Origin of the sequence: Mesorhizobium sp. AA22, from assembly GCF_001672375.2 — a bacterium.
GTDB classification, from domain to species: Bacteria; Pseudomonadota; Alphaproteobacteria; order Rhizobiales; family Rhizobiaceae; genus Mesorhizobium; species Mesorhizobium wenxiniae.
In genome coordinates this window covers 4,384,144-4,403,418 of record NZ_CP048406.1, presented here as the reverse complement: position 1 = coordinate 4,403,418, position 19,275 = coordinate 4,384,144, and the positions used below count along the sequence as shown (strand labels likewise).

Genomic DNA, 19,275 nt, shown 5'->3' with positions numbered 1-19,275 from the left:
ACCATGTCGCAGATGCAGAATGTCGAAAAACACCTTCGCGGAATGATCCTCGGCCTCGAGATCGGCCCGGGCGAGCGGCTGACGGAGCGCTGGATCGAAAGCCGCTTCGGGGCCTCGCGTACGCCGGTCAGGGCAGCATTGCTGCGGCTCGAGACGGAAGGTCTGGTCTGCCGCGACGGGCGCGGCTGGACGGTATCGCCGATCAACCTCACGGAGCTCGAGCAGATCGCCGTTTACCGCGAGGCGGTCGAGGTGGCGGCGGTCAAGCTGACTTGTGCCTTGGAGGAGAGGAGCGCCGTCGACGTCATCGAGGCGATGCTGGACTCCTGTGACGCCGGCACCCCGCGCGAGGAATGGCATCGCGTCGGCATGGATTTTCACATCGAGCTGGCACGCCTGTCCGGCAACGAGTTCCTGCTCAGGGCGGTTCGCGATGCCATGACGCGCCTGTCACGCGCCCGTTGGCTGGAGGTGCGCGACGAGGCGGCACTCGGCCGTGCCTGGGCCCAACACCGTGCCATTCTGGCAGCGGTGCGGACCGGCGATGCCGATGAGGCGGCACGGCGGCTTTCGGCCCATATCGTCGGCAGCCGCGACCGGCTGGTGATGTCATTGCACAATGACCGGCGCGGCCTGCGCGCCAGGGGATTTGCCGTCGTCGCGGCGTGATTGCGGAGGCAACCACTTTCGCCCTCGCTTCGCGGGCGCCGATGGCGTAAGAGCGGCGATGGAAAACAACCGATTTGAAACACCCGTGACCGTCAAGTCGGGCGCGGAGGGAACCACTCAGCTCTTGCGTACCGTCCGCCAGGCTTCCGATTACCTCCTCAACAGCTGGCCCGGCAAGCGCAGTCCAAAGCATCGCGAAGCGCTGCAGGCCTGCCATGATGCGCTGGCCGGCGACAAACCGGCGATGACCGCAAGGCGCGCCTTCATCGCCGCGGCGCGCGAGGTGAACGTGTTCGTCAGCGACAAGGCGCCGGCCTGAAGACGCAGCGGGATTCCTAGGCCAAATCCGATCCGCCTCGCGGGCCGGATGCGTTTTACTCTGCCGTTTCCGTTTCGGTCTCGGACGTGGTCTCGTCTTCGGGTTTCGAACGTTCCTTGGCTGCCACCTTGGCCGCCTGCTTTTCCGCCTTCTTGGCGGCCTTCTGCCGGTCGCGTTCCTTGCGTTCCTGGCCGTAATTCGGTGCTCGCGCCATATCTCTTCCTTTCACAATCCCAAGGTTCTTAGCCCTGCCTAGGAGCATTGGGCTCCAAACACAACACCGCAAAGAGCGATCGGCTCCATACACAGCCGGCAGGCTAGCTGAACACGGTTCTGTGGCTTGCAAGAAGGTCGGCACAATGGTGTAGGAGGGGCCCGGGGGCAAATCACAAGCCGACTTTTTATCAAGTGACCGATGGCCACCCTACAAAGAAACGTACAGAAGCTATTCTACTATGCGCGCAATGCCGTACGCGATGTTGCACCGCAGGCGCTGTTCCGCCGCAGGCTCGCCGGGCTGCTCGATCAGGCCAGGCTTTCGGATGGATCGGTCCGCGCGCGTCTCGATTATTACAATAGGTTGCAGGACCCTTTCGCGCCGAGCGCCGGCGCCGTGCCGGTCAGCCGGCTGCCGAGAGGCCGGAGCATGTATTACTACGATCTGAAGGAATTTGCCCGCTACTTCGATCCCGATTTGCGCATCGACTTCGAATTCGGCGACGTCATTGAAGTGCCTGCGATGCCGTCGATCGTCAAGGATCGGCCGATCGCCTGCGACAACAGGAACGGGGTCCTCTTCAAGCTCAACAAGTTCCGCCACTTCCACATGCCCGCCGACGATGTAGCCTTCGCGGACAAGCTTCCGGTTGCGGTGTGGCGCGGCGAGCTCAACAACCCGATAAGGACCTTGCTTCTGGAGGCCGCGCGCGATCTGCCCTTTTGCGATGTCGGCACGCCCAAACCGACGGCAGCGCCGGAATATCGCAAATCTTATCTGAGCATCGATCAGCAGCGGCGCTGTCGCTATATCATTTCGCTCGAAGGCAACGATGTGGCGACCAACCTAAAATGGATCATGAGTTCGAATTCGCTGTGCCTGATGCCGCCGCCGACATATGAGACATGGTTCGCCGAAAGCGAACTCGTGGCCGATGTTCACTATGTGCCGCTCGAACCTGATTTCACGGATCTTGCCGAGCGGGTGCAATATCTCGAACGTCATCCGACTGAGGCCGAGCGTGTCGTTGCCGCCGCCAACGCCTATTGCCGCAAGTTCGCCGACGAACGGGCCGAGCAGCGATCTGCTTGCTCGTGCTCTACAAGTACTTCGTGCTCAGCGGCCAGATCGAGCCTGATCCCGAGGTCTGGCGTTTTATCTCAGGCTAACCCGCGGCGACCTTCGACCTGATCAGGACCGTTGTCAGATATCTTCCCGGTCAAGAACCAGATCGGCCGGACCAAACCGGTCCTTTGCCGTGAATTGCTGGTGCCAGTAGGGATACAGAACGGGTGGGCGGCTCACAGCGTCCAGGCGTGCGCGCTCATCGCTGGTCAGCACCAGGCTTGCAGCGGCGATATTGTCCTTGAACTGCGCTTCGGTCCGTCCGCCGATCACCAGCGAGCTGACGGCCGGCCGGCCGAGCAGCCAAGCAAGCGCCACCTGCGCTGCCGAGACGCCATGGCTCTTGCCGATATAGGCAAGCACATCGACGATCCGCCACAGCCGGTCCTCATCACGGATCGGCGGTTCCGTCCAGCCGCTGAGCTGGCGGGAGGTGGCCTGGTCGCGGTGGTATTTGCCGGACAACAGTCCACCGGCGAGCGGGCTCCACACCAACACGCCGAGCCCCTGGTCGACCGAGATCGGCAGCAGTTCATATTCGGCTTCGCGTGCTTCCAGCGTGTAGTGGATCTGCTGGGTGACGAAGCGCGGCTGGTGCTGGCGGTCGCTGATCCCCAGCGCCTTCATCACTTGCCAGCCGGAATAGTTGGAACAGCCGACATAGCGGACCTTACCCTGGCTGACGAGCGTGTCGAGCGCGGCGATGGTCTCCTCGAGCGGCGTCGTGCCGTCCCATTCATGCAGGAAATAGATGTCGATGACGTCGGTCCTGAGGCGCTTCAGGCTCTTCTCGCACTCGCGGATCAGATGATAGCGCGACAGCCCTTCGTCGTTGGGGCCCGTGCCGATCCGCATCCGCGCCTTGGAGGCGATCAGCACATCGCCCTTGCGTTTGCCGCCGAGCGCTTCGCCGATGATCTCTTCCGAAAGCCCGTTCGAATAGACATTGGCGGTGTCGATGAGATTGATGCCAGAATCTATGCAGAGGTCGATCATCCGGCGCGCCTCGTCGAGATCGGTCTTGCCGACCGCCGAAAATGCGCCGGCGCCGCCAAAGGTCATGGTGCCCATGGTCAGCGTCGAAACCTTCAGCCCGGAACGGCCGAGAGTGCGGTATTCCATGTCAGATCCTCGCAATTGCGTTGAGAAGGGCTGCTTCGAAGGCCGCCCGAGGGGAGCCTGGCATTTGTAGGACAATTCGAGCCGCTTGTCGTGCATGCCATGGAGGCTGATCGATCACATTCCACGGATTTGCGCGACCGGCACACAGGCCGGCTGCAATAAAACCGTCATTGCCGGCCTGTATGCAAGTCGGCTCAAGGTCTTCGATCTTGGCCGGCACGCCGGACGCCGACAGGGGCTCGCACGCGGAGCAGCATAAATGACCGAAGCAAAACAGAATTCTCCTGCCAAGGACTGGCTGGAGGCGGAGCTCGCCGACACGCTTGACGAAGATTACGAGCTGGAAATGTCGGAACCGGCGCTGTCGCTGGAGATCGCCAAGATCTACAAGAAAGCGCATCCGCCCTCGATGGATCGCCAGCAATATTTTCGCGACCTGATCACGCTGCAATCCGAATTGATCAAGCTGCAGTCCTGGGTGGCATATCACAAGAAGAAGCTGGTCGTGGTTTTCGAGGGCCGCGATTCGGCCGGCAAGGGCGGCGTCATCAAGCGCATCACCCAGCGGCTCAATCCGCGCATCTGCCGCGTCGTAGCCTTGCCGGCGCCGACCGAACGCGAAAAGTCGCAATGGTATTTTCAGCGCTACGTCCCGCATCTGCCGGCAGGCGGCGAGATCGTGCTGTTCGACCGTTCCTGGTACAACCGCTCCGGCGTCGAAAGGGTGATGGGATTTGCCGAACCGGATCAGGTCGAGGAGTTTTTTCGCGACGTGCCGGAGTTCGAGCGCATGCTCGTCCGCTCCGGCATCACGCTGGTCAAATACTGGTTTTCCATCACCGACGAGGAGCAGCAGATGCGTTTCCAGATGCGCATCCATGATCCGATGAAGCAGTGGAAGCTGTCGCCGATGGACTTGCAGTCGCGCGTGCGCTGGGAGCAGTACACCAAGGCCAAGGAAGAGACGTTCGCCCGCACCAACATTCCCGAAGCCCCCTGGTTCATCGTCGAAGGCAACGACAAGAAGCGGGCGCGGCTGAACTGCATCGATCATCTCCTCAAGCAGATGCCTTATGAAGAAGTGCCGCACGAAGAGATCACGCTGCCCGACCGCGTCTTCAATCCCGAATACGAGCGCCAGGTGCTGCCGCGCGAGCTGTATGTACCGGAGAAGTATTGAGGCAGGGTTCCCTTCTCCCCGTCAGTATACCGGGAGAAGGTGCCGGCCGGCGGATGAGGGGCGGCGCCGACCTCGGCAGTTGAACCCGGCCAAGTTACTGCGTGGGCCAAGCTCATTCTGACGCAATCTTCGATCGATCGCGCCGCCCCTCTTTGCACTGCCGCGCATTTCTCCCCGTATAGTGACGGGGAGAAATGGGCTTTCGCCAATCACCAACGTTGCAGAAGTGCCGCTAAGCCCGCTTGATGATGACGTGCGTGGCAAGCGGCGTCGCCACCTGTTCGGTGCACTGATAGCCGAGCTTGAGCATGTCGAGGCCGGCAAAAAGGTTCTCACCATTGCCGAGCAGCAGCGGCGACACCGCCAGGTGCATCTCGTCAATCAGCTTCTCCTGCAGATATTGCCGGATGGTGGCGACGCCGCCGCCGACCCGAACATCCTTGCCGCCGGCCGCCGCCTTCGCCTGTTCCAGCGCCGAGTGGATGCCGTCGGTGACGAAATGGAAAGTCGTGCCGCCTTCCATCACAATAGGGTCGCGTGGATGGTGGGTCAGCACAAAGACCGGTACGTGGTATGGTGGATTGTCGCCCCACCAGCCTTTCCAGTTCTCGTCAGGCCATTCGCCGCGGATCGGGCCGAACATGTTGCGGCCCAGGATCCAGGCGCCGACATTTTCGAAGCTGCGCACGGTGAACGCCTCGTCGGTATCCATGGTGCCGCCCTCCTTGCCAACCATCTGACGAAATGTGCGGGTGCCGACCATCCATTTGTGCAGATCTTCTCCGCCGACACCGAGAGGATTGCTGAGATCCTGGTCAGGACCGGCGCCGAAGCCGTCGATCGACAGGGTGAAAGCGTTGACGCGAAGTTTGGACATGAGAGCCTCCTCGATAACCAGTTGCGTTATGCAATCAGTTATTGGTAGCTTAACTGATTGCGATTTGCAAGCGGTGTTTGGAACACGGCAAGGCGAAAGCGAAGGGCCAGGCGACTCTCGCTGCGTTTCACCGGCCGGAAACTGAAATTGTCCTGTATGTCGAAGCGGATCGCCGGCTATTGTTCGCGCCGCGAACCCATGTTCGGCTGAAGGGGATGCTACCCCTCCAGCATCGCCGCCACTTCGGGCGCAAAATAGGTGAGGATGCCGTCGCAGCCGGCGCGCTTGAAGGCTAGCAGCGATTCCAACATCGCCTTGTCGCCGTCGATCCAGCCATTGGCGGCAGCCGCCTTGATCATCGAATATTCGCCCGACACCTGATAGGCGAAGGTCGGCATCCGGAATTCGTCCTTCAGCCTGCGGATGATGTCGAGATAGGGCAGGCCGGGCTTGACCATCAGCATGTCGGCGCCCTCGGCGAGGTCCTGCTCGGCCTCGCGCACGGCCTCGTCGGAATTGGCGTGGTCGAGATAGTAGGTCTTCTTGTCGCCCTTGAGCAGGCCGGCGGTGCCGACCGCCTCGCGATAGGGCCCGTAGAAAGCGGAGGCGAATTTCGTCGCGTAGGACATGATCGCCACATCCTGAAAACCATTGGCGTCGAGCGCGTCGCGGATGGCGCCGATGCGGCCGTCCATCATGTCGGAAGGGGCAATGATATCGGCGCCGGCCGCCGCCTGGATGACGGCAGCCGCAGTGACCTGCTCCACGGTCTGGTCGTTGACGATGATGCCGTCGCGCAAGATGCCGTCGTGGCCGTGCGAGGTGAAGGGATCGAGCGCTGCGTCGGTGATGATGCCGATCTCTGGCACCGCGTGTTTGATGGCGCGCGTGGCGCGGTTGATGATGTTTTCCGGATCGAGGATATGCGAGCCGGTCTGGTCGCGCAGGCCGAGCGCGACATTCGGGAAGGTGGCGATCGCCGGAATGCCGAGCTTTGCCGCGCGCTCGGCCTCCTTGACGGCAAGGTCGAGCGACAGGCGGAAGACGCCGGGCATGGCGGCGATCGGTTCGCGGATATTCTTCCCATCGACGACGAAGATCGGCCAGATCAGGTCGTCGACGGAGAGCCGGTTCTCCTGGACGAGGCGGCGCGACCAGTCGGCCTTGCGCATGCGGCGCAAACGGCGGCTGCCGGTGATCTCGTCGACGCTGCGCGCGCCGGCAGGCTTTGCTGGGGTGAATTTGTTCATCGCGAAAACTCCGGGATCGGCAGCTTTTACCACGAGCTTCCGCCGCTTACCAATGCGCCACGATTGTGCCAGGCTGGCATTACCTGGATATCGGTATGCCAAATCCGGCTGACCGTTACAGGACAGGATTGACCTTGGCGTTGACGCACCCATGCGCCACGCTTTAGCACTTCAGTCCCGGCGGCGCAGGGGAGGGAATGTCAGGCGATGGATTTTGGCGGCAGCGACGAGATCCGCTTCGAACGATTGGACAGGGCCCGCATCGTCACGCTGACGCGGCCGCAAGCGCTCAATGCCGTCACCCACCGCATGGTCAAGGCGCTCGACAAGGCGCTGCGCGCCTGGGAGCGGGACGACGGCGTCGACGTCGTCGCCGTCAAGGCCGAGGGCAGGGCGTTTTCGGCCGGCGGCGACATCCTCCACATCTACGAGGCCGGCCGGGCGGGAAAGCCGCCGGTCGATTTCTTCGCCGACGAATACCGGCTGAACGCCCGCATCGCGCGGTTCAAAAAACCCTATGTCGCCCTGATCGACGGCATCGTCATGGGCGGCGGCGTCGGCATCTCGTTCCACGGTTCGCATCGGGTGCTAACCGAAAACGCCCAATTCGCCATGCCGGAAGTCGGCATCGGCTTTTTCCCGGATGTCGGCGCCAGTCATCTCCTGCCGAACCTTGGCGGCAGTTTCGGCATGTATCTGGCCCTGACCGGAAACCGCATCCGCTATGGCGACGCTTTGTGGTCGGGCCTGGCGACGCATACGATCAAGGCGCAGGACCAGGCCGGTTTTCTCGACCGGCTGGTCGCGACCGGCGACCCGGAATCGGCGCTGCGCGGCTTTTCCGTCCCGGCCCGCCGCGAGACTGACAGTCGGACGCTGGAAGCGATCGTCCGGCATTTCGCGCAAACGTCGCTGGGTGACGTCATCAGCAGCCTGGAGCGCGCCGCACCAGCCGATGCGTTCGCGGCAAAGACCCTGGCGACGATCCGCACCCGCTCGCCGACCGGTCTGCATGTCGCCTGGCGCGAGATCAACGCCGGGCTGACGCTATCGATGGACGAGTGCATGCGGATGGAATTCCGCATCCTCAACCGCATGCTAGCCGGCCACGATTTCTACGAAGGCATCCGCGCTGCCATCATCGACAAGGGCTCGACGCCGCAATGGCGGCCGGCAGGCATCGACGACGTCAGTGCTGCCGAGGTCGATGCCTATTTTGCTCCGCTTGGCGAACGGGAACTCGAGCTGTGAGCGACGTCACGTCGAGACGCGTCGTGCTCCAGCCCTCGACGGTCGAGGTCATCTTCGCCTGGTTCCAGCGCGTCATATCGGGCTACTGCCTGTTGTTCGGGATTTTGTACTGGATCCGGCTGATCGGCTTCTATCCCGGCTCGTTGTGGCGCTTCGACCTGATGCCGGTGCATTGGCAGGTGGCGTCGGTGATGCTCGCCGTCTTCTTCCCCTTCGCCGCCGCCGGTCTGTGGATGCTGGCCTCCTGGGGGCCGGTGATCTGGTTCATCTGCGCGGCGACCGAGATCGTCATGTATGCCGGCTTTCCCGAGTTCTTCGGCCACCGGCCGCTGATCCTCGCCTCGCATGCGGCGGTGGCGCTGCTCTACATCGTCTTTCGCGTGGTGATCTGGATGCAGAAGCGCCAGAGCCGCCAATAGAGCATCGGACCGACACTCAACAAGAATAGCGCCGCGCGTCCCATTGGACGCGCAAATTTCGCCCGGAATCATTGGCTAAATCTTTAGGTTAATCATCCTTGTTCGGGTGACCCTTCGTTAAGCCTCTTTCGAAACCTCTTACCGGTAAGCTCTTGTTAGCCCTAGCGTTTAAGTCGAATTTTATGAGTATTCGATAGTGTCGCGATCAAGGTGAAAAACAAAAAATCACCAGGCGACAAACGAGAGGCAAAGACAATGATCAATTCCCGTCCGGCGGCGAAGACCGCCAACGTATCCGATGACCGCCGCGAGGCAATCCGTTCGCTGTACATGGAATCGCTGCAGCTGGTGGAGCGGCTGCACCGCCGTCTGCTTGACGTGATCAAGGACGAATTCGACCGCAACGGCCGTTCCGACATCAACGCCATCCAGGCGCTGCTGCTCTTCAACATCGGCAATTCGGAGCTGACCGCCGGCGAACTGCGCTCGCGCGGCTACTATCTCGGCTCGAACGTCTCCTACAATCTGAAGAAGCTGGTTGATCTCGGCTTCATCAACCACCAGCGCTCGCGTATCGACCGCCGTTCGGTGCGGGTTTCGCTGACGCCGAAGGGCAGTGAGGTGGCGGAAGTCGTCGCCGGCCTCTACGAGCGCCATGTCGGCTCGATCGAGCAGGTCGGCGGCATCAACACGGAAGAATTCAAGCAGATGAACCGCGCCCTGCAGCGGCTGGATCGGTTCTGGAACGACACGATTGCGTATCGGATGTAAGGCGCCGCATCGAGATCGGGAGCCGCGCCATAGAAGCGCGGTCGGGGACAGCCAATCAAGGACCGGTGCCGAAAAGCATCGGTCTTTCCGTTTCGTGATACCGGCCGATCCAAATCACGGTCAGGGCCACGTTGCCGCCATATTCCCGGTGAAAGCGAGGTTGCGGGTGATGTTGCGGCGAAAGCCGGCGTCTCCCTGAACGCGCGTCGCCCCCGGCGCGCTCTCGCGAAGTGATAGGGGTCATGGTTGGCGAATTGTTAACAATGCCAACCCTAGAGTGCGGGCGGCATCGCCCGGTGAAATTGTTACAGGAATGTCTGGAGCGTACATGAGAACCAGTCGCCGTTTCTTCCTTTCCGGAGCCTCCGCGTTGGCCGCGACGATGCTTGCCGGTGGTGCCAGCGCGCAGGACGTGATCGCGGATATCCTGAAATCTTCAGGCCGCGGCAACTGGAACGACCAGTTCGACGCCCGCGCCAGCCAGGGCGGCAAGGTGGCCTCGACGCTGCCGATCGTCAGCCTGCAGACCGTTGCGTACACCGAGCAGGCGATAGCGCAGTATCAGAACATTGTCGCGCAGGGCGGCTGGGAGCCGGTCCCGGATACCAAGAAATTGCAGCTCGGTGTTGTCGACCCCGACGTGGTGCCATTGCGCAGGCGCTTGATGATTTCGGGCGACCTGGCGCAGAGCGCCGGCCTGTCAGAGGCCTTCGATTCCTATGTCGATGCGGCGGTCAAACGCTTCCAGGCGCGCCATGGCCTGCCTTCCGACGGGACCCTAGGCCAATATACCTATGCGGCGATGAATGTTTCGGCGCAGGTCCGGCTTGGCCAACTGCAGACCAATCTGCAGCGGCTGAACGAACGCGCCGGCACGCTGGGCAACCGTTATGTGTTGGTCGACATCCCGGGCGCCCAGATCGAGGCGGTCGAGAACGACCGCGTCGTGCTGCGCCACACCGCCGTTGTCGGCAAGATCGACCGCCAGACGCCGATCGTCGATTCCAAGATCAACGAGATCATCGTCAATCCCTACTGGAACGCGCCGGTATCGATCGTGCGCAAGGATATCATTCCGCTGATGCGGAAGGACCCCAACTACCTCAAGGATAGCAAGATCCGCCTGTTCGCACCGGATGGCAGCGAGGTCGATCCACTGACCGTCGACTGGTCGACCGACGACGCGGAGAAATACCGCTTCCGTCAGGATCCGGGTGCCGGCAACGCGATGGCCTCGGTCAAGATCAATTTCCCGAGCCCGGACGGCGTCTACATGCACGACACGCCGCAGCAGAGCCTGTTCGGCAAGATGATGCGCTTCGATTCCTCGGGCTGCGTGCGCGTCCAGAACGTGCGCGACCTCGTCACCTGGATCCTGCGCGACACGCCGGGCTGGAACCGCCAGTATTTCGAGTCGGCGATCAAGAGCGGCGAGAACATCCCGGTGCAGGTCACCAATCCGGTGCCGGTCTATTTCCTTTACATCTCGGCCTGGTCGACGGGGCCTGGCGTCGTGCAGTTCCGCGACGACATCTACGGGCTCGACGGAGCCAACGAGCTGCAAATCACCTCTGCGCTCTAAGCGACTGATCTTTTTTGCTGAAAGGCCGCCGGTGAGGGCGGCCTTTTGTATCCGGCTGGAGGGCGCGTTTCGCGCCGGGTCCGGAAAGCGCCGTTCGGTACAGAGCCATGCAAGTCGCCACGCGGCCAAGGCGCGGTGCTCGCCATGTTTCGCAGCCGTGAGATCAACGACCATACGAAGCAGGCGCTGCTGACCGAGATCACGCTCACCGAGGCGTTGCTGAACGGCCGGCAGGCAAGAAAATAGGTGGCTCTTTGACCTGGCTGCCGCAATCCGACCAGCAAATTTCGCGCCGCAAACGTGGCGGGGCGAAATCAACTGTGTTAATGGCGCGGCAGACCCCCGGACAACAAGGATCTCAAGGATGGCAACAGCAGCGGCAGTGTCGAACAAATTCGAATCCTTCTTCGAAACCACGCTTGCCGATGCCGACCCGGAGATTTTCGGCGCGATCCGCAACGAACTCGGCCGCCAGCGCCACGAGATCGAGCTGATCGCATCGGAAAACATTGTCTCCCGCGCCGTGCTGGAAGCGCAGGGGTCGATCATGACCAACAAATACGCCGAGGGCTATCCGGGCAAGCGCTACTATGGCGGCTGCCAGTTCGTCGACGTGGCCGAGGAACTAGCCATCGAGCGTGCGAAAAAGCTGTTCGGCTGTAACTTCGCCAACGTCCAACCGAATTCCGGCAGCCAGATGAACCAGGCAGTGTTCCTGGCGCTGCTGCAGCCCGGTGATACCTTCATGGGTCTCGACCTGAACTCGGGCGGGCATCTGACCCATGGCTCGCCGGTCAATATGAGCGGCAAATGGTTCAAGGTAGTTTCCTACGGCGTGCGCAGGGACGATCATCTGCTCGACATGGATGCGATCGAGAAGACCGCCCACGAGACCAAGCCGAAGCTGATCCTGGCCGGCGGCACCGCCTATTCGCGCGTCTGGGACTGGAAGCGCTTTCGCGAGATCGCCGACTCGATCGGCGCCTATCTGATGGTCGACATGGCTCATATTGCCGGCCTGGTCGCCGGTGGCGTGCATCCGTCACCGCTGCCCTATGCCCATGTGGTGACCACCACCACGCACAAGTCGCTGCGCGGCCCGCGTGGCGGCATGATCCTGTGCAACGACGAGGATATCGCCAAGAAGATGAATTCGGCCGTGTTTCCGGGCCTGCAGGGTGGCCCGCTGATGCATGTCATCGCCGCCAAGGCGGTGGCCTTCGGCGAAGCGCTGAAGCCAAGCTTCAAACTCTACGCCGAGAGCGTTGCCGCCAATGCCAAGGCGCTTGCCTCCAGCCTGCAGGCGACCGGTCTCGACATCGTCTCCGGCGGCACCGACAACCATCTGATGCTGGTCGACTTGCGCCCGAAGAACGCCACCGGCAAACGCGCCGAGGCAGCGCTTGGCCGCGCCAACATCACCTGCAACAAGAACGGCATCCCTTTCGATCCCGAAAAGCCGTTCGTCACCTCGGGCGTGCGGCTCGGCACGCCGGCCGGCACCACGCGCGGTTTCGGCCAGGCCGAGTTCCGCGAGATCGGCAAGCTGATCGCCGAGGTACTGGACGGGCTCAAGGCCGCGAATTCCGACGAAGGCAATGCAGCCGTCGAGGCAGCGGTGAAGGCGAAGGTGGCCGCGCTGACGGATCGTTTTCCGCTCTATCCCTATCTCGGTTGAGCTCACGCAAAGTGTCGTCCCTTATCAGCCGGACGAAAAGCACTGTTTCAGTGGGAACGGAGTCCGGACAGGAGCCTTGACGATGATGCAGATTTTCCGTGTCGCTGGCTTTGCCGCGCTTGGCGTGTTGGCGACACTGACCACCTTGCCGCTGTCCGCTTTGGCACAGTCTGCGCCCACCCCAGCCGCACCGAAGACCGAAACCTTCGGCAAGTGGTCCACCACTGTGGACGAGATCGATACCGGTGAGGATCTGCGCAGGACCTGTGTCGCCTCGACCGCCTTTCTCGACGCGAGCGGTGCCAGCGGCACCCTCACGCTCGCCATCTCGAATGGTGATGCACTGCCGCCCGATGGCTATCCAACCCTTGTCATCGCCATGAAGAACAAGGACTTGCCGACTGGCGAGAACATTCCGGCGGTGTTCGGCGACAGCAACGGCAAGGTAAAGGCGACCGTCGATGCCATGGCCGGTGCCGGCGGAAAATGGATGTTGAAAAACAAGCCCGAGATCAGCCTGGCGCTGCTGCGTGCCATGCGCCGCGCCAGCGCACTCGATGTGATCTTCGCCGACACACCGGTCGCGACGGTATCGATGGACGGCTTCACCAAGGCCTATCGCAGCCTCGGCGTGTCATGTGGATTCCCAACCGTCGACGTCGCGCCGTAATCGGCCGGTGTTGCCGTCTGGTATGATCTGGCAATTTTCCTCGCGCCTCGCTATCTCTGAGGGGCGAGAGACCACCCCGATACTTTGCCATCGCGGCAAAAACCTCTAAGCCTTTCGCTCCACAAGAATCGCGAACATAAGGCTGTCCATGCGCTGTCCCTACTGCCAGTCCGAAGATACGCAGGTGAAGGATTCGCGCCCCGCCGAAGACGGCGCGGCGATCCGCAGGCGGCGCGTCTGCCCCGATTGCGGCGGCCGCTTCACCACCTTCGAGCGTGTGCAGTTGCGCGACCTCGTGGTGGTGAAGAAGTCCGGACGCAAGGTGCCGTTCGACCGCGACAAGCTGCTGCGCTCGGTCGAGATCGCGGTGCGCAAGCGCAATGTCGATCCCGAGCGCATCGACCGCGCGGTGACCGGCATCGTGCGCCAGCTCGAAAGTTCGGGCGAGACCGAGGTCGCCTCGGGCGAGGTCGGCCGCCTGGTGATGGAGGCGCTGAAATCGCTCGACGACGTCGCCTATGTGCGCTTTGCCTCGGTCTACCGCAATTTCCGCGAGGCCAAGGATTTTCACGAGGTGCTGGGTGAGCTCAAAGGTGACGAGCTCAAGGAAGAGGACGCCGGCTGAGCATGGCAGGGCCCGGGCGCAGCCAAGCCGAACAAGAGGGTCTTGATCGCCGCTTCATGGCGGCAGCACTCAGGCTGTCGCGCAAAAATGCCGGGCGGACCGCGACCAACCCTTCCGTCGGCACGCTGATCGTGCGTGACGACGGCAGCGGACCGATGATCGTCGGCACCGGTGTCACCGCTGTCGGCGGCCGGCCGCATGCTGAGACCGAGGCGCTGGCCGAGGCCGGCGAGCTCGCACGCGGCGCCACCGCCTATGTCACGCTGGAGCCCTGCGCCCACCATGGCCGCACGCCGCCTTGCGCCAATGCACTGCTCAATGCCGGCGTCACGCGGGTGGTTGGGGCTGTGAGCGACCCCGATCCACGCGTGTCCGGCAAGGGCTATGCGATCCTGCGTGCCGCCGGTGTCGAGGTTGTCGAAAGGGTGCTCGCGGCAGAAGCCGCCGAGCAGATGGCCGGCTATCTCATTCGATCTCTGAAAAAACGTCCGGAAGTGATCCTGAAATTTGCGCTTTCCAGCGACGGCAAGATCGGCATGGAAGGCGAGGGGCAAGTCTCGATCACCGGCGACATCGCCCGGCGCGAAGTCTACCTGATGCGGGCCGAAGCCGACGGCATATTGATCGGCATCGGCACGGCGCTGGAGGACGATCCGGCGCTGACGGTGCGGTTGCCGGGGCTGGAAAACCGTTCGCCGGCGCGCATCGTGCTCGACCGCCAGATCAGGCTGCCGGAAACATCGAAGCTGGTCGCCGGCGTCGACCGGGTTCCGCTCTATGTCGCCGCCTGCGCCGAAGCCGACCCATACCGGCGGGCCGCACTCGAACGCGCCGGAGTGCGCTTCATCGGCACCGAGACGTATGAAGGCGATATAGCGTTGCCGGAACTGCTCGAGGATCTGGCGGCGCTTGGGATGGCGAGCGTGCTGGTCGAGGGCGGCGCCAAGGTGGCCAAGGCCTTCCTCGCCGAAGGGCTGGTCGACCGCATCGTGCTGTTCCAGGGGCAGGAGCCGATCGGCAGGAGCGGCATTGTATCGCCCATCGACGCCAACCATATCCCGGCAGGATTTCGCAAATTGCGCGACATGCGTTTCGGCGAAGACAGCTACGCGGAGTGGATAAGGGACATCTGATGTTTACCGGGATTGTCACCGATGTCGGCACCGTCGCTGCGGTGAAGCCGCTGAGAGAGGGCGTCGGCCTGCGCATCGACACCGCCTATGACCCGCAGACCATCGCCATCGGTGCTTCGATTTGTTGTGGCGGCGTCTGCCTGACGGTGACGGCCTTGCCGGAAAGCGGCGCCAATGCGCGCTGGTTCGAGGTCGAGGCCTGGGAAGAGGCGCTCAGGCTGACTACGGCCATGGGCTGGAAATCCGGCACGAGAATCAATCTGGAGCGGGCGCTGAAGATCGGCGACGAGCTTGGTGGCCACATCGTTTCAGGCCATGTCGACGGCACGGCCGAGATCATCGAACGCAAGGACGAGGGCGATGCTGTGCGCTTCACGCTGGAAGCGCCGCGCGACCTGGCCAAATTTATCGCGCCCAAGGGTTCGGTCGCGCTCGACGGTACCTCGCTCACCGTCAACAAGGTTGAGGGCACGCGCTTCGACGTGCTTCTGATCCATCACTCGCTGACGGTGACCACCTGGGGCGAACGCCAGGTCGGCGACCGGGTCAACCTTGAGATCGACACCATGGCTCGCTACGCGGCGCGATTGGCCGAGGCCGCGAAAGTGGGGCTTTGATGATTGAGGGCAGAAGGACTTCCAGACAGGAAGAGCAACTGACGCGCGAAGCGTTAGCTGATGTTGACGCCGGTAATGTGATTGACCACCAGGTCGTGCAGGCTTGGGCTTTGAGCCTTGATCCCAGGAATCCGCGTCAGACGCCGCGCCGGGAAATAAAATAGTTTCGGCAGACCTCCCGCATCTCCACCAATCTTCTGCTTGCGATCAAACCGGCTTCGGCCTAAGTCACCGGCGATCCCGGAGACATCTATGGCTGGCACATCCCAACACGGCAAAGCGTTCATTCGCCCGAAGAAGAAGGCCCACCTTCTTATCATCGAGGCACGCTTCCATGACGATCTTGCCGATGCGCTGCTCGAAGGCGCGACAAGCGCGCTCGAGGAAGCGGGCGCTACATACGATCTCGTCACCGTTCCGGGCTCACTCGAAATTCCCGCAGTGATTTCCTTCGCGCTCGACGGCGCCGCCGAAGGCGGGCCAAGCTATGATGGTTTTGTCGCCCTCGGCACCGTCGTGCGCGGTGATACCTATCATTTCGACATCGTCGCCAATGAATCCAGCCGTGCCCTGATGGACCTGTCCGTGCAGGAAGCGGTCTGCATTGGCAACGGCATCCTGACCACCGAAAACGACGAGCAGGCCTGGACGCGGGCCAGGCGTTCGGAAGGCGACAAGGGCGGCTTTGCGGCGCGTGCGGCGCTGACTATGATTGCCCTCAAGCAACAGTTGGGAGAGCGATCGTGAGCGAACCCGCATCACCCGGCCAGCCCGCGGTGCGCCACGCCAACAAGCGCGGTGCTGCCCGTCTGGCCGCCGTGCAGGCGCTCTACCAGATGGATGTGGCCGGCAGCGGCGTCTTCGAGATCACCGCCGAATACGAGGCGTTCAGGCTCGGCAAGGAAGTCGACGGCGCGCTCTATCGCGAGGCCGACGCACAATGGTTCCGCGCCATACTCGTCGGCGTCGTCGAGAACCAGAAGACCATCGATCCGATCATCCGCCAGGCGCTGACCGAGGACTGGCCGTTGTCCAGGCTCGATTCGACGCTGCGCGCCATATTGCGCGCCGGCGTCTACGAACTGATGAAGCGAGAGGACGTGCCGGTGGCTGTCATCGTTTCGGAATATGTCGATATCGCCAAGGCGTTTTACGAAGAAGACGAGCCGAAGCTGGTCAACGCGGTGCTTGATCGCGTGTCGCGCCGGGTGCGCGGCGAGGGGCGCGGCAAGGACGCTTCATGACGGCTGCCGCTATCGCCGAGGCTGGCAGGGAAGCACGCCGCACGGCGCTTATCCTTGCCGCTTCGCAGGCGATCATCGGTTCGGCCGCACCCATCGCCATTTCCGTGGGTGGGTTGGCCGGACATTATCTGCTCGGCTCCGACAAGTCGCTGGCGACCGCACCGATCACCGGCTTCAACGTCGGCGTGGCGCTCGGCGCCCTGCCGGCCGCCGCCATCATCCGCCGGCTCGGCCAGCGTGACGGCTTCATGACTGGCACGATCGTCACTGCGCTCGGTGGTCTGATCGCCACGCTGGCGCTGTTCCAGGCCAGCTTTTGGCTGTTCGCCTTCGGCCTGCTGGTGATCGGCATCGGCGGTGCCTTCGTCCAGCAATTCCGCTTCGCCGCCGCCGACAACGCGCCGTCTGAATTCAAGGCGCGCGCCATCTCCTTCGTGCTGGCCGGCGGCATCGTCACCGCCATCCTTGGGCCGCAGATCGTTATCTTCACCCGCGAACTGTTTGCCCCGGTGATGTTTGCCGGCTCGTTCGCGTCGATCCTGGTGTTGGCGGCGGTCGGCGCTGCCGTCCTGTCGCTCCTGCGCATCCCGGCCAAGGCAGCCGGCAAAGCGGATATCACCGACAGCGACGCACGGCCGCTCTCGGAGATCGTGAGCAGGCCGCGCTTCGTGGCAGCGCTGTTCTGTGCCGTCGGCAGTTATGCGCTGATGAGCTTCGTCATGACCGGCGCACCGCTCGCCATGGTCGGCTGCGGCCTGTCGACGGACGACGCCACGCTTGGTATTTCCTGGCATGTCATGGCGATGTTCGCGCCGAGTTTCTTCACCGGCTCGCTGATCTATCGCTTCGGCGCCGAACGGATCGTCGCAACCGGACTTGTGTTGCTGATCGGCTGCGCCGTGGTGGCGCTGTCGGGCCTGGCACTGTGGCAGTTCTGGACGGCGCTGATCCTGCTCGGCCTCGGCTGGAATTTCGGTTTCATCGGCGCCACCGCCATGGTCGCCGACAGCTACCGGCCATCCGAAAAGGGCAAGGTTCAGGGTTTTCACGACTTCGTCCTGTTCGGCTCCGTCGCTTTCGCCTCTCTGATGTCGGGCGCCGTCTACAATGCCTGGGGCTGGGAGATGCTGAACTGGATCATCTTCCCGGTGACGGTGCTGTGCTTCATGGCGCTGGGCGTGCTGAAGATGACGAGAGCGCGGCCGACCGGCGCATGACCCCGAACCGAAGGTTCGCTTCGGCGAAATCGGAATCGATTTCGCTGGGGATCATGCGCAAAATCAAAAGTGCTACAGCGTCCTTTGCGCGTTCAAACGGACGCGCGGCGCTGTAGTGACATGACGCTGTCGGGATCAGGCTGCAGCGGATTCACCCGCATCCGAACAAAATTATTGCCCCCATCCCCTTTCTTATGAAACCGTGTACCCCGACGGGGCATTGAAGCCATGCTCATATGCGGCAGCCGTAGTCCGGTTCTCAGCAAGGGATTTGTGAAATGTTTTCTGTCAAGGTTCTGGCCGGCGCGGCACTGGCGCTTGGCATCACCGCAGCCTCGGCGAGCGCTCAGGTGGTCGTGTCGTCGAAGATCGACACCGAAGGCGGCGTGCTCGGCAACATCATCCAGCAGGTGCTGAACGCCAACAACATCCAGACCACCGACCGCATCCAACTCGGCGGCACTCCTGTGGTGCGCAAGGCGATCACCGCCGGCGAGATCGACATCTACCCGGAATACACCGGCAATGCCGCCTTCTTCTTTGAAAAGGCCGACGACCCCGTGTGGAAGGATGCCGCCAAGGGCTATGAAATGGCCAAGAAGCTCGACTACGACGCCAACAAGATCGTCTGGCTGTCGCCGTCGCCGGCCAACAACACCTGGGCGATAGCGCTGCGCAAGGATGTCGCCGAGACCAACAAGCTGGCGACGCTGTCCGACTTCGGCAAATATGTCTCCGGCGGCGGCCAGGTCGTGCTGGCGGCCTCGGCCGAGTTCGTCAATTCGGCTGCCGCGCTGCCGGCCTTCCAGACCACCTATGGCTTCACGCTTAAGCCGGACCAGCTGATCACGCTGTCCGGCGGCGATACGGCGGCGACCATCGCCGCTGCGGCGAACCAGACCAACCGCGCCAATGCCGCCATGGTCTACGGCACCGATGGCGGCATCGCGCCGTCCGGCCTGGTCGTGCTCGATGACGACAAGGGCGTGCAGCCGGTCTACCAGCCGGCTCCGATCATCCGCGAGGCGGTGCTGAAGGAACATCCCGAGATCGAGACGCTGCTGAAGCCGGTCTTCGCCAAGCTTGACCTCGTCACCCTGCAGGAACTGAACGGCCGCGTGCAGGTCGGCGGCGAGCCGGTCAAGGGCGTCGCCGAAGACTTTTTGAAGAAGAACGGGTTCTTGAAGTAGGCCGTTCCTGAATCGTGACATCGGTGCGCGGCGACCCCCTCTGGCCTGCCGGCCATCTCCCCCTCAAGGGGGGAGATCAGATGTCGCGACGGCTTTCGCCACCTTTCAGCTGTGCAAGG

At 62.7% G+C, this 19,275-nt stretch carries 21 protein-coding genes and 1 pseudogene; 18 read left to right on the top strand and 4 right to left on the bottom strand.

Features of this window, described 5'->3' with window-relative positions:
- Positions 1 to 3 precede the first annotated feature (3 nt).
- Together A9K68_RS21330 and A9K68_RS21325 are read left to right on the top strand one after the other, a co-directional pair.
- Positions 4 to 669, top strand: a complete 666-nt coding sequence (locus A9K68_RS21330; RefSeq protein ID WP_065008038.1) for a GntR family transcriptional regulator — start codon at positions 4 to 6, stop codon at positions 667 to 669.
- Between the two features lie 58 nt (positions 670 to 727).
- Positions 728 to 988, top strand: coding sequence for a DUF982 domain-containing protein (locus tag A9K68_RS21325; protein ID WP_065008039.1), 261 nt, complete (start codon positions 728 to 730; stop codon positions 986 to 988).
- Between the two features lie 55 nt (positions 989 to 1,043).
- Here the strand turns inward: A9K68_RS21325 and A9K68_RS31380 are convergent, their stop codons facing one another.
- Positions 1,044 to 1,202 (bottom strand): hypothetical protein, encoded by a 159-nt coding sequence (locus A9K68_RS31380; protein WP_023798419.1) that lies wholly within the window; start codon positions 1,200 to 1,202, stop codon positions 1,044 to 1,046.
- Between the two features lie 201 nt (positions 1,203 to 1,403).
- On the opposite strand from A9K68_RS31380, the gene A9K68_RS21320 reads away from it, so the two are divergent.
- Positions 1,404 to 2,396 (top strand): glycosyl transferase family 90, encoded by a 993-nt coding sequence (locus A9K68_RS21320; protein WP_348640692.1) that lies wholly within the window; start codon positions 1,404 to 1,406, stop codon positions 2,394 to 2,396.
- A gap of 12 nt (positions 2,397 to 2,408) precedes the next feature.
- Here A9K68_RS21320 and A9K68_RS21315 read toward each other — a convergent pair whose 3' ends face one another.
- Positions 2,409 to 3,452 carry an aldo/keto reductase gene (locus tag A9K68_RS21315; protein ID WP_065008040.1) on the bottom strand — a complete coding sequence of 348 codons (1,044 nt, stop codon included), beginning with the start codon at positions 3,450 to 3,452 and terminating at the stop codon, positions 2,409 to 2,411.
- 259 nt (positions 3,453 to 3,711) lie between these two features.
- On the opposite strand from A9K68_RS21315, the gene ppk2 reads away from it, so the two are divergent.
- Positions 3,712 to 4,632, top strand: coding sequence for a polyphosphate kinase 2 (gene ppk2 / locus A9K68_RS21310; protein WP_065008041.1), 921 nt, complete (start codon positions 3,712 to 3,714; stop codon positions 4,630 to 4,632).
- 232 nt (positions 4,633 to 4,864) lie between these two features.
- Here ppk2 and A9K68_RS21305 read toward each other — a convergent pair whose 3' ends face one another.
- Together A9K68_RS21305 and hemB are read right to left on the bottom strand one after the other, a co-directional pair.
- Complete coding sequence (locus A9K68_RS21305) at positions 4,865 to 5,509, bottom strand: dihydrofolate reductase family protein (RefSeq protein WP_065008042.1); 645 nt, start codon at positions 5,507 to 5,509, stop codon at positions 4,865 to 4,867.
- 218 nt (positions 5,510 to 5,727) lie between these two features.
- On the bottom strand, positions 5,728 to 6,759 hold the full coding sequence (gene hemB / locus A9K68_RS21300; RefSeq protein ID WP_065008043.1) for a porphobilinogen synthase: 1,032 nt from the start codon (positions 6,757 to 6,759) through the stop codon (positions 5,728 to 5,730).
- A gap of 207 nt (positions 6,760 to 6,966) precedes the next feature.
- On the opposite strand from hemB, the gene A9K68_RS21295 reads away from it, so the two are divergent.
- The 14 genes and pseudogenes from A9K68_RS21295 (at position 6,967) to A9K68_RS21235 (ending at position 19,156) form a co-directional block, all read left to right on the top strand.
- The gene (locus tag A9K68_RS21295) at positions 6,967 to 8,010 is read left to right on the top strand and encodes an enoyl-CoA hydratase/isomerase family protein (protein WP_065008044.1); all 1,044 of its coding nucleotides are present in this window, start codon (positions 6,967 to 6,969) and stop codon (positions 8,008 to 8,010) included.
- Positions 8,007 to 8,429, top strand: a complete 423-nt coding sequence (locus tag A9K68_RS21290) for a DUF6163 family protein (RefSeq protein WP_065008045.1) — start codon at positions 8,007 to 8,009, stop codon at positions 8,427 to 8,429. Before A9K68_RS21295 ends, A9K68_RS21290 begins: the two co-directional genes overlap by 4 nt.
- 255 nt (positions 8,430 to 8,684) lie before the next feature.
- Complete coding sequence (locus tag A9K68_RS21285) at positions 8,685 to 9,200, top strand: winged helix DNA-binding protein (RefSeq protein WP_027154640.1); 516 nt, start codon at positions 8,685 to 8,687, stop codon at positions 9,198 to 9,200.
- 328 nt (positions 9,201 to 9,528) lie between these two features.
- A complete protein-coding gene (locus A9K68_RS21280; RefSeq protein WP_065008046.1) occupies positions 9,529 to 10,782 on the top strand; it encodes a L,D-transpeptidase family protein in 1,254 nt (417 codons plus the stop codon).
- Positions 10,783 to 11,146: 364 nt separating this feature from the next.
- Positions 11,147 to 12,460: a serine hydroxymethyltransferase gene (gene glyA / locus A9K68_RS21275; RefSeq protein WP_065008048.1), complete on the top strand. Its 1,314-nt coding sequence runs from the start codon at positions 11,147 to 11,149 to the stop codon at positions 12,458 to 12,460.
- Between the two features lie 82 nt (positions 12,461 to 12,542).
- Entirely contained in the window at positions 12,543 to 13,130 is a 588-nt protein-coding gene (locus A9K68_RS21270; protein WP_156768303.1) for a hypothetical protein, read from the top strand.
- A 148-nt stretch (positions 13,131 to 13,278) separates the two neighbouring features.
- Positions 13,279 to 13,755: a transcriptional regulator NrdR gene (nrdR, locus tag A9K68_RS21265; RefSeq protein ID WP_065008049.1), complete on the top strand. Its 477-nt coding sequence runs from the start codon at positions 13,279 to 13,281 to the stop codon at positions 13,753 to 13,755.
- Between the two features lie 2 nt (positions 13,756 to 13,757).
- Positions 13,758 to 14,888: a bifunctional diaminohydroxyphosphoribosylaminopyrimidine deaminase/5-amino-6-(5-phosphoribosylamino)uracil reductase RibD gene (gene ribD, locus A9K68_RS21260; RefSeq protein ID WP_065008050.1), complete on the top strand. Its 1,131-nt coding sequence runs from the start codon at positions 13,758 to 13,760 to the stop codon at positions 14,886 to 14,888.
- On the top strand, positions 14,888 to 15,505 hold the full coding sequence (locus A9K68_RS21255) for a riboflavin synthase (RefSeq protein WP_065008051.1): 618 nt from the start codon (positions 14,888 to 14,890) through the stop codon (positions 15,503 to 15,505). Before ribD ends, A9K68_RS21255 begins: the two co-directional genes overlap by 1 nt.
- Before the next feature lie 35 nt (positions 15,506 to 15,540).
- A pseudogene (locus tag A9K68_RS31840) lies at positions 15,541 to 15,669 on the top strand (CopG family transcriptional regulator); the annotation flags it as partial.
- Between the two features lie 88 nt (positions 15,670 to 15,757).
- Positions 15,758 to 16,252: a 6,7-dimethyl-8-ribityllumazine synthase gene (gene ribH, locus A9K68_RS21250; protein ID WP_065008052.1), complete on the top strand. Its 495-nt coding sequence runs from the start codon at positions 15,758 to 15,760 to the stop codon at positions 16,250 to 16,252.
- Positions 16,249 to 16,749 (top strand): transcription antitermination factor NusB, encoded by a 501-nt coding sequence (gene nusB / locus A9K68_RS21245; RefSeq protein ID WP_065008053.1) that lies wholly within the window; start codon positions 16,249 to 16,251, stop codon positions 16,747 to 16,749. Before ribH ends, nusB begins: the two co-directional genes overlap by 4 nt.
- On the top strand, positions 16,746 to 17,966 hold the full coding sequence (locus A9K68_RS21240; protein ID WP_065008054.1) for an MFS transporter: 1,221 nt from the start codon (positions 16,746 to 16,748) through the stop codon (positions 17,964 to 17,966). Before nusB ends, A9K68_RS21240 begins: the two co-directional genes overlap by 4 nt.
- 278 nt (positions 17,967 to 18,244) lie before the next feature.
- Complete coding sequence (locus A9K68_RS21235; RefSeq protein WP_065008055.1) at positions 18,245 to 19,156, top strand: ABC transporter substrate-binding protein; 912 nt, start codon at positions 18,245 to 18,247, stop codon at positions 19,154 to 19,156.
- The last annotated feature ends 119 nt before the right edge of the window (positions 19,157 to 19,275 follow it).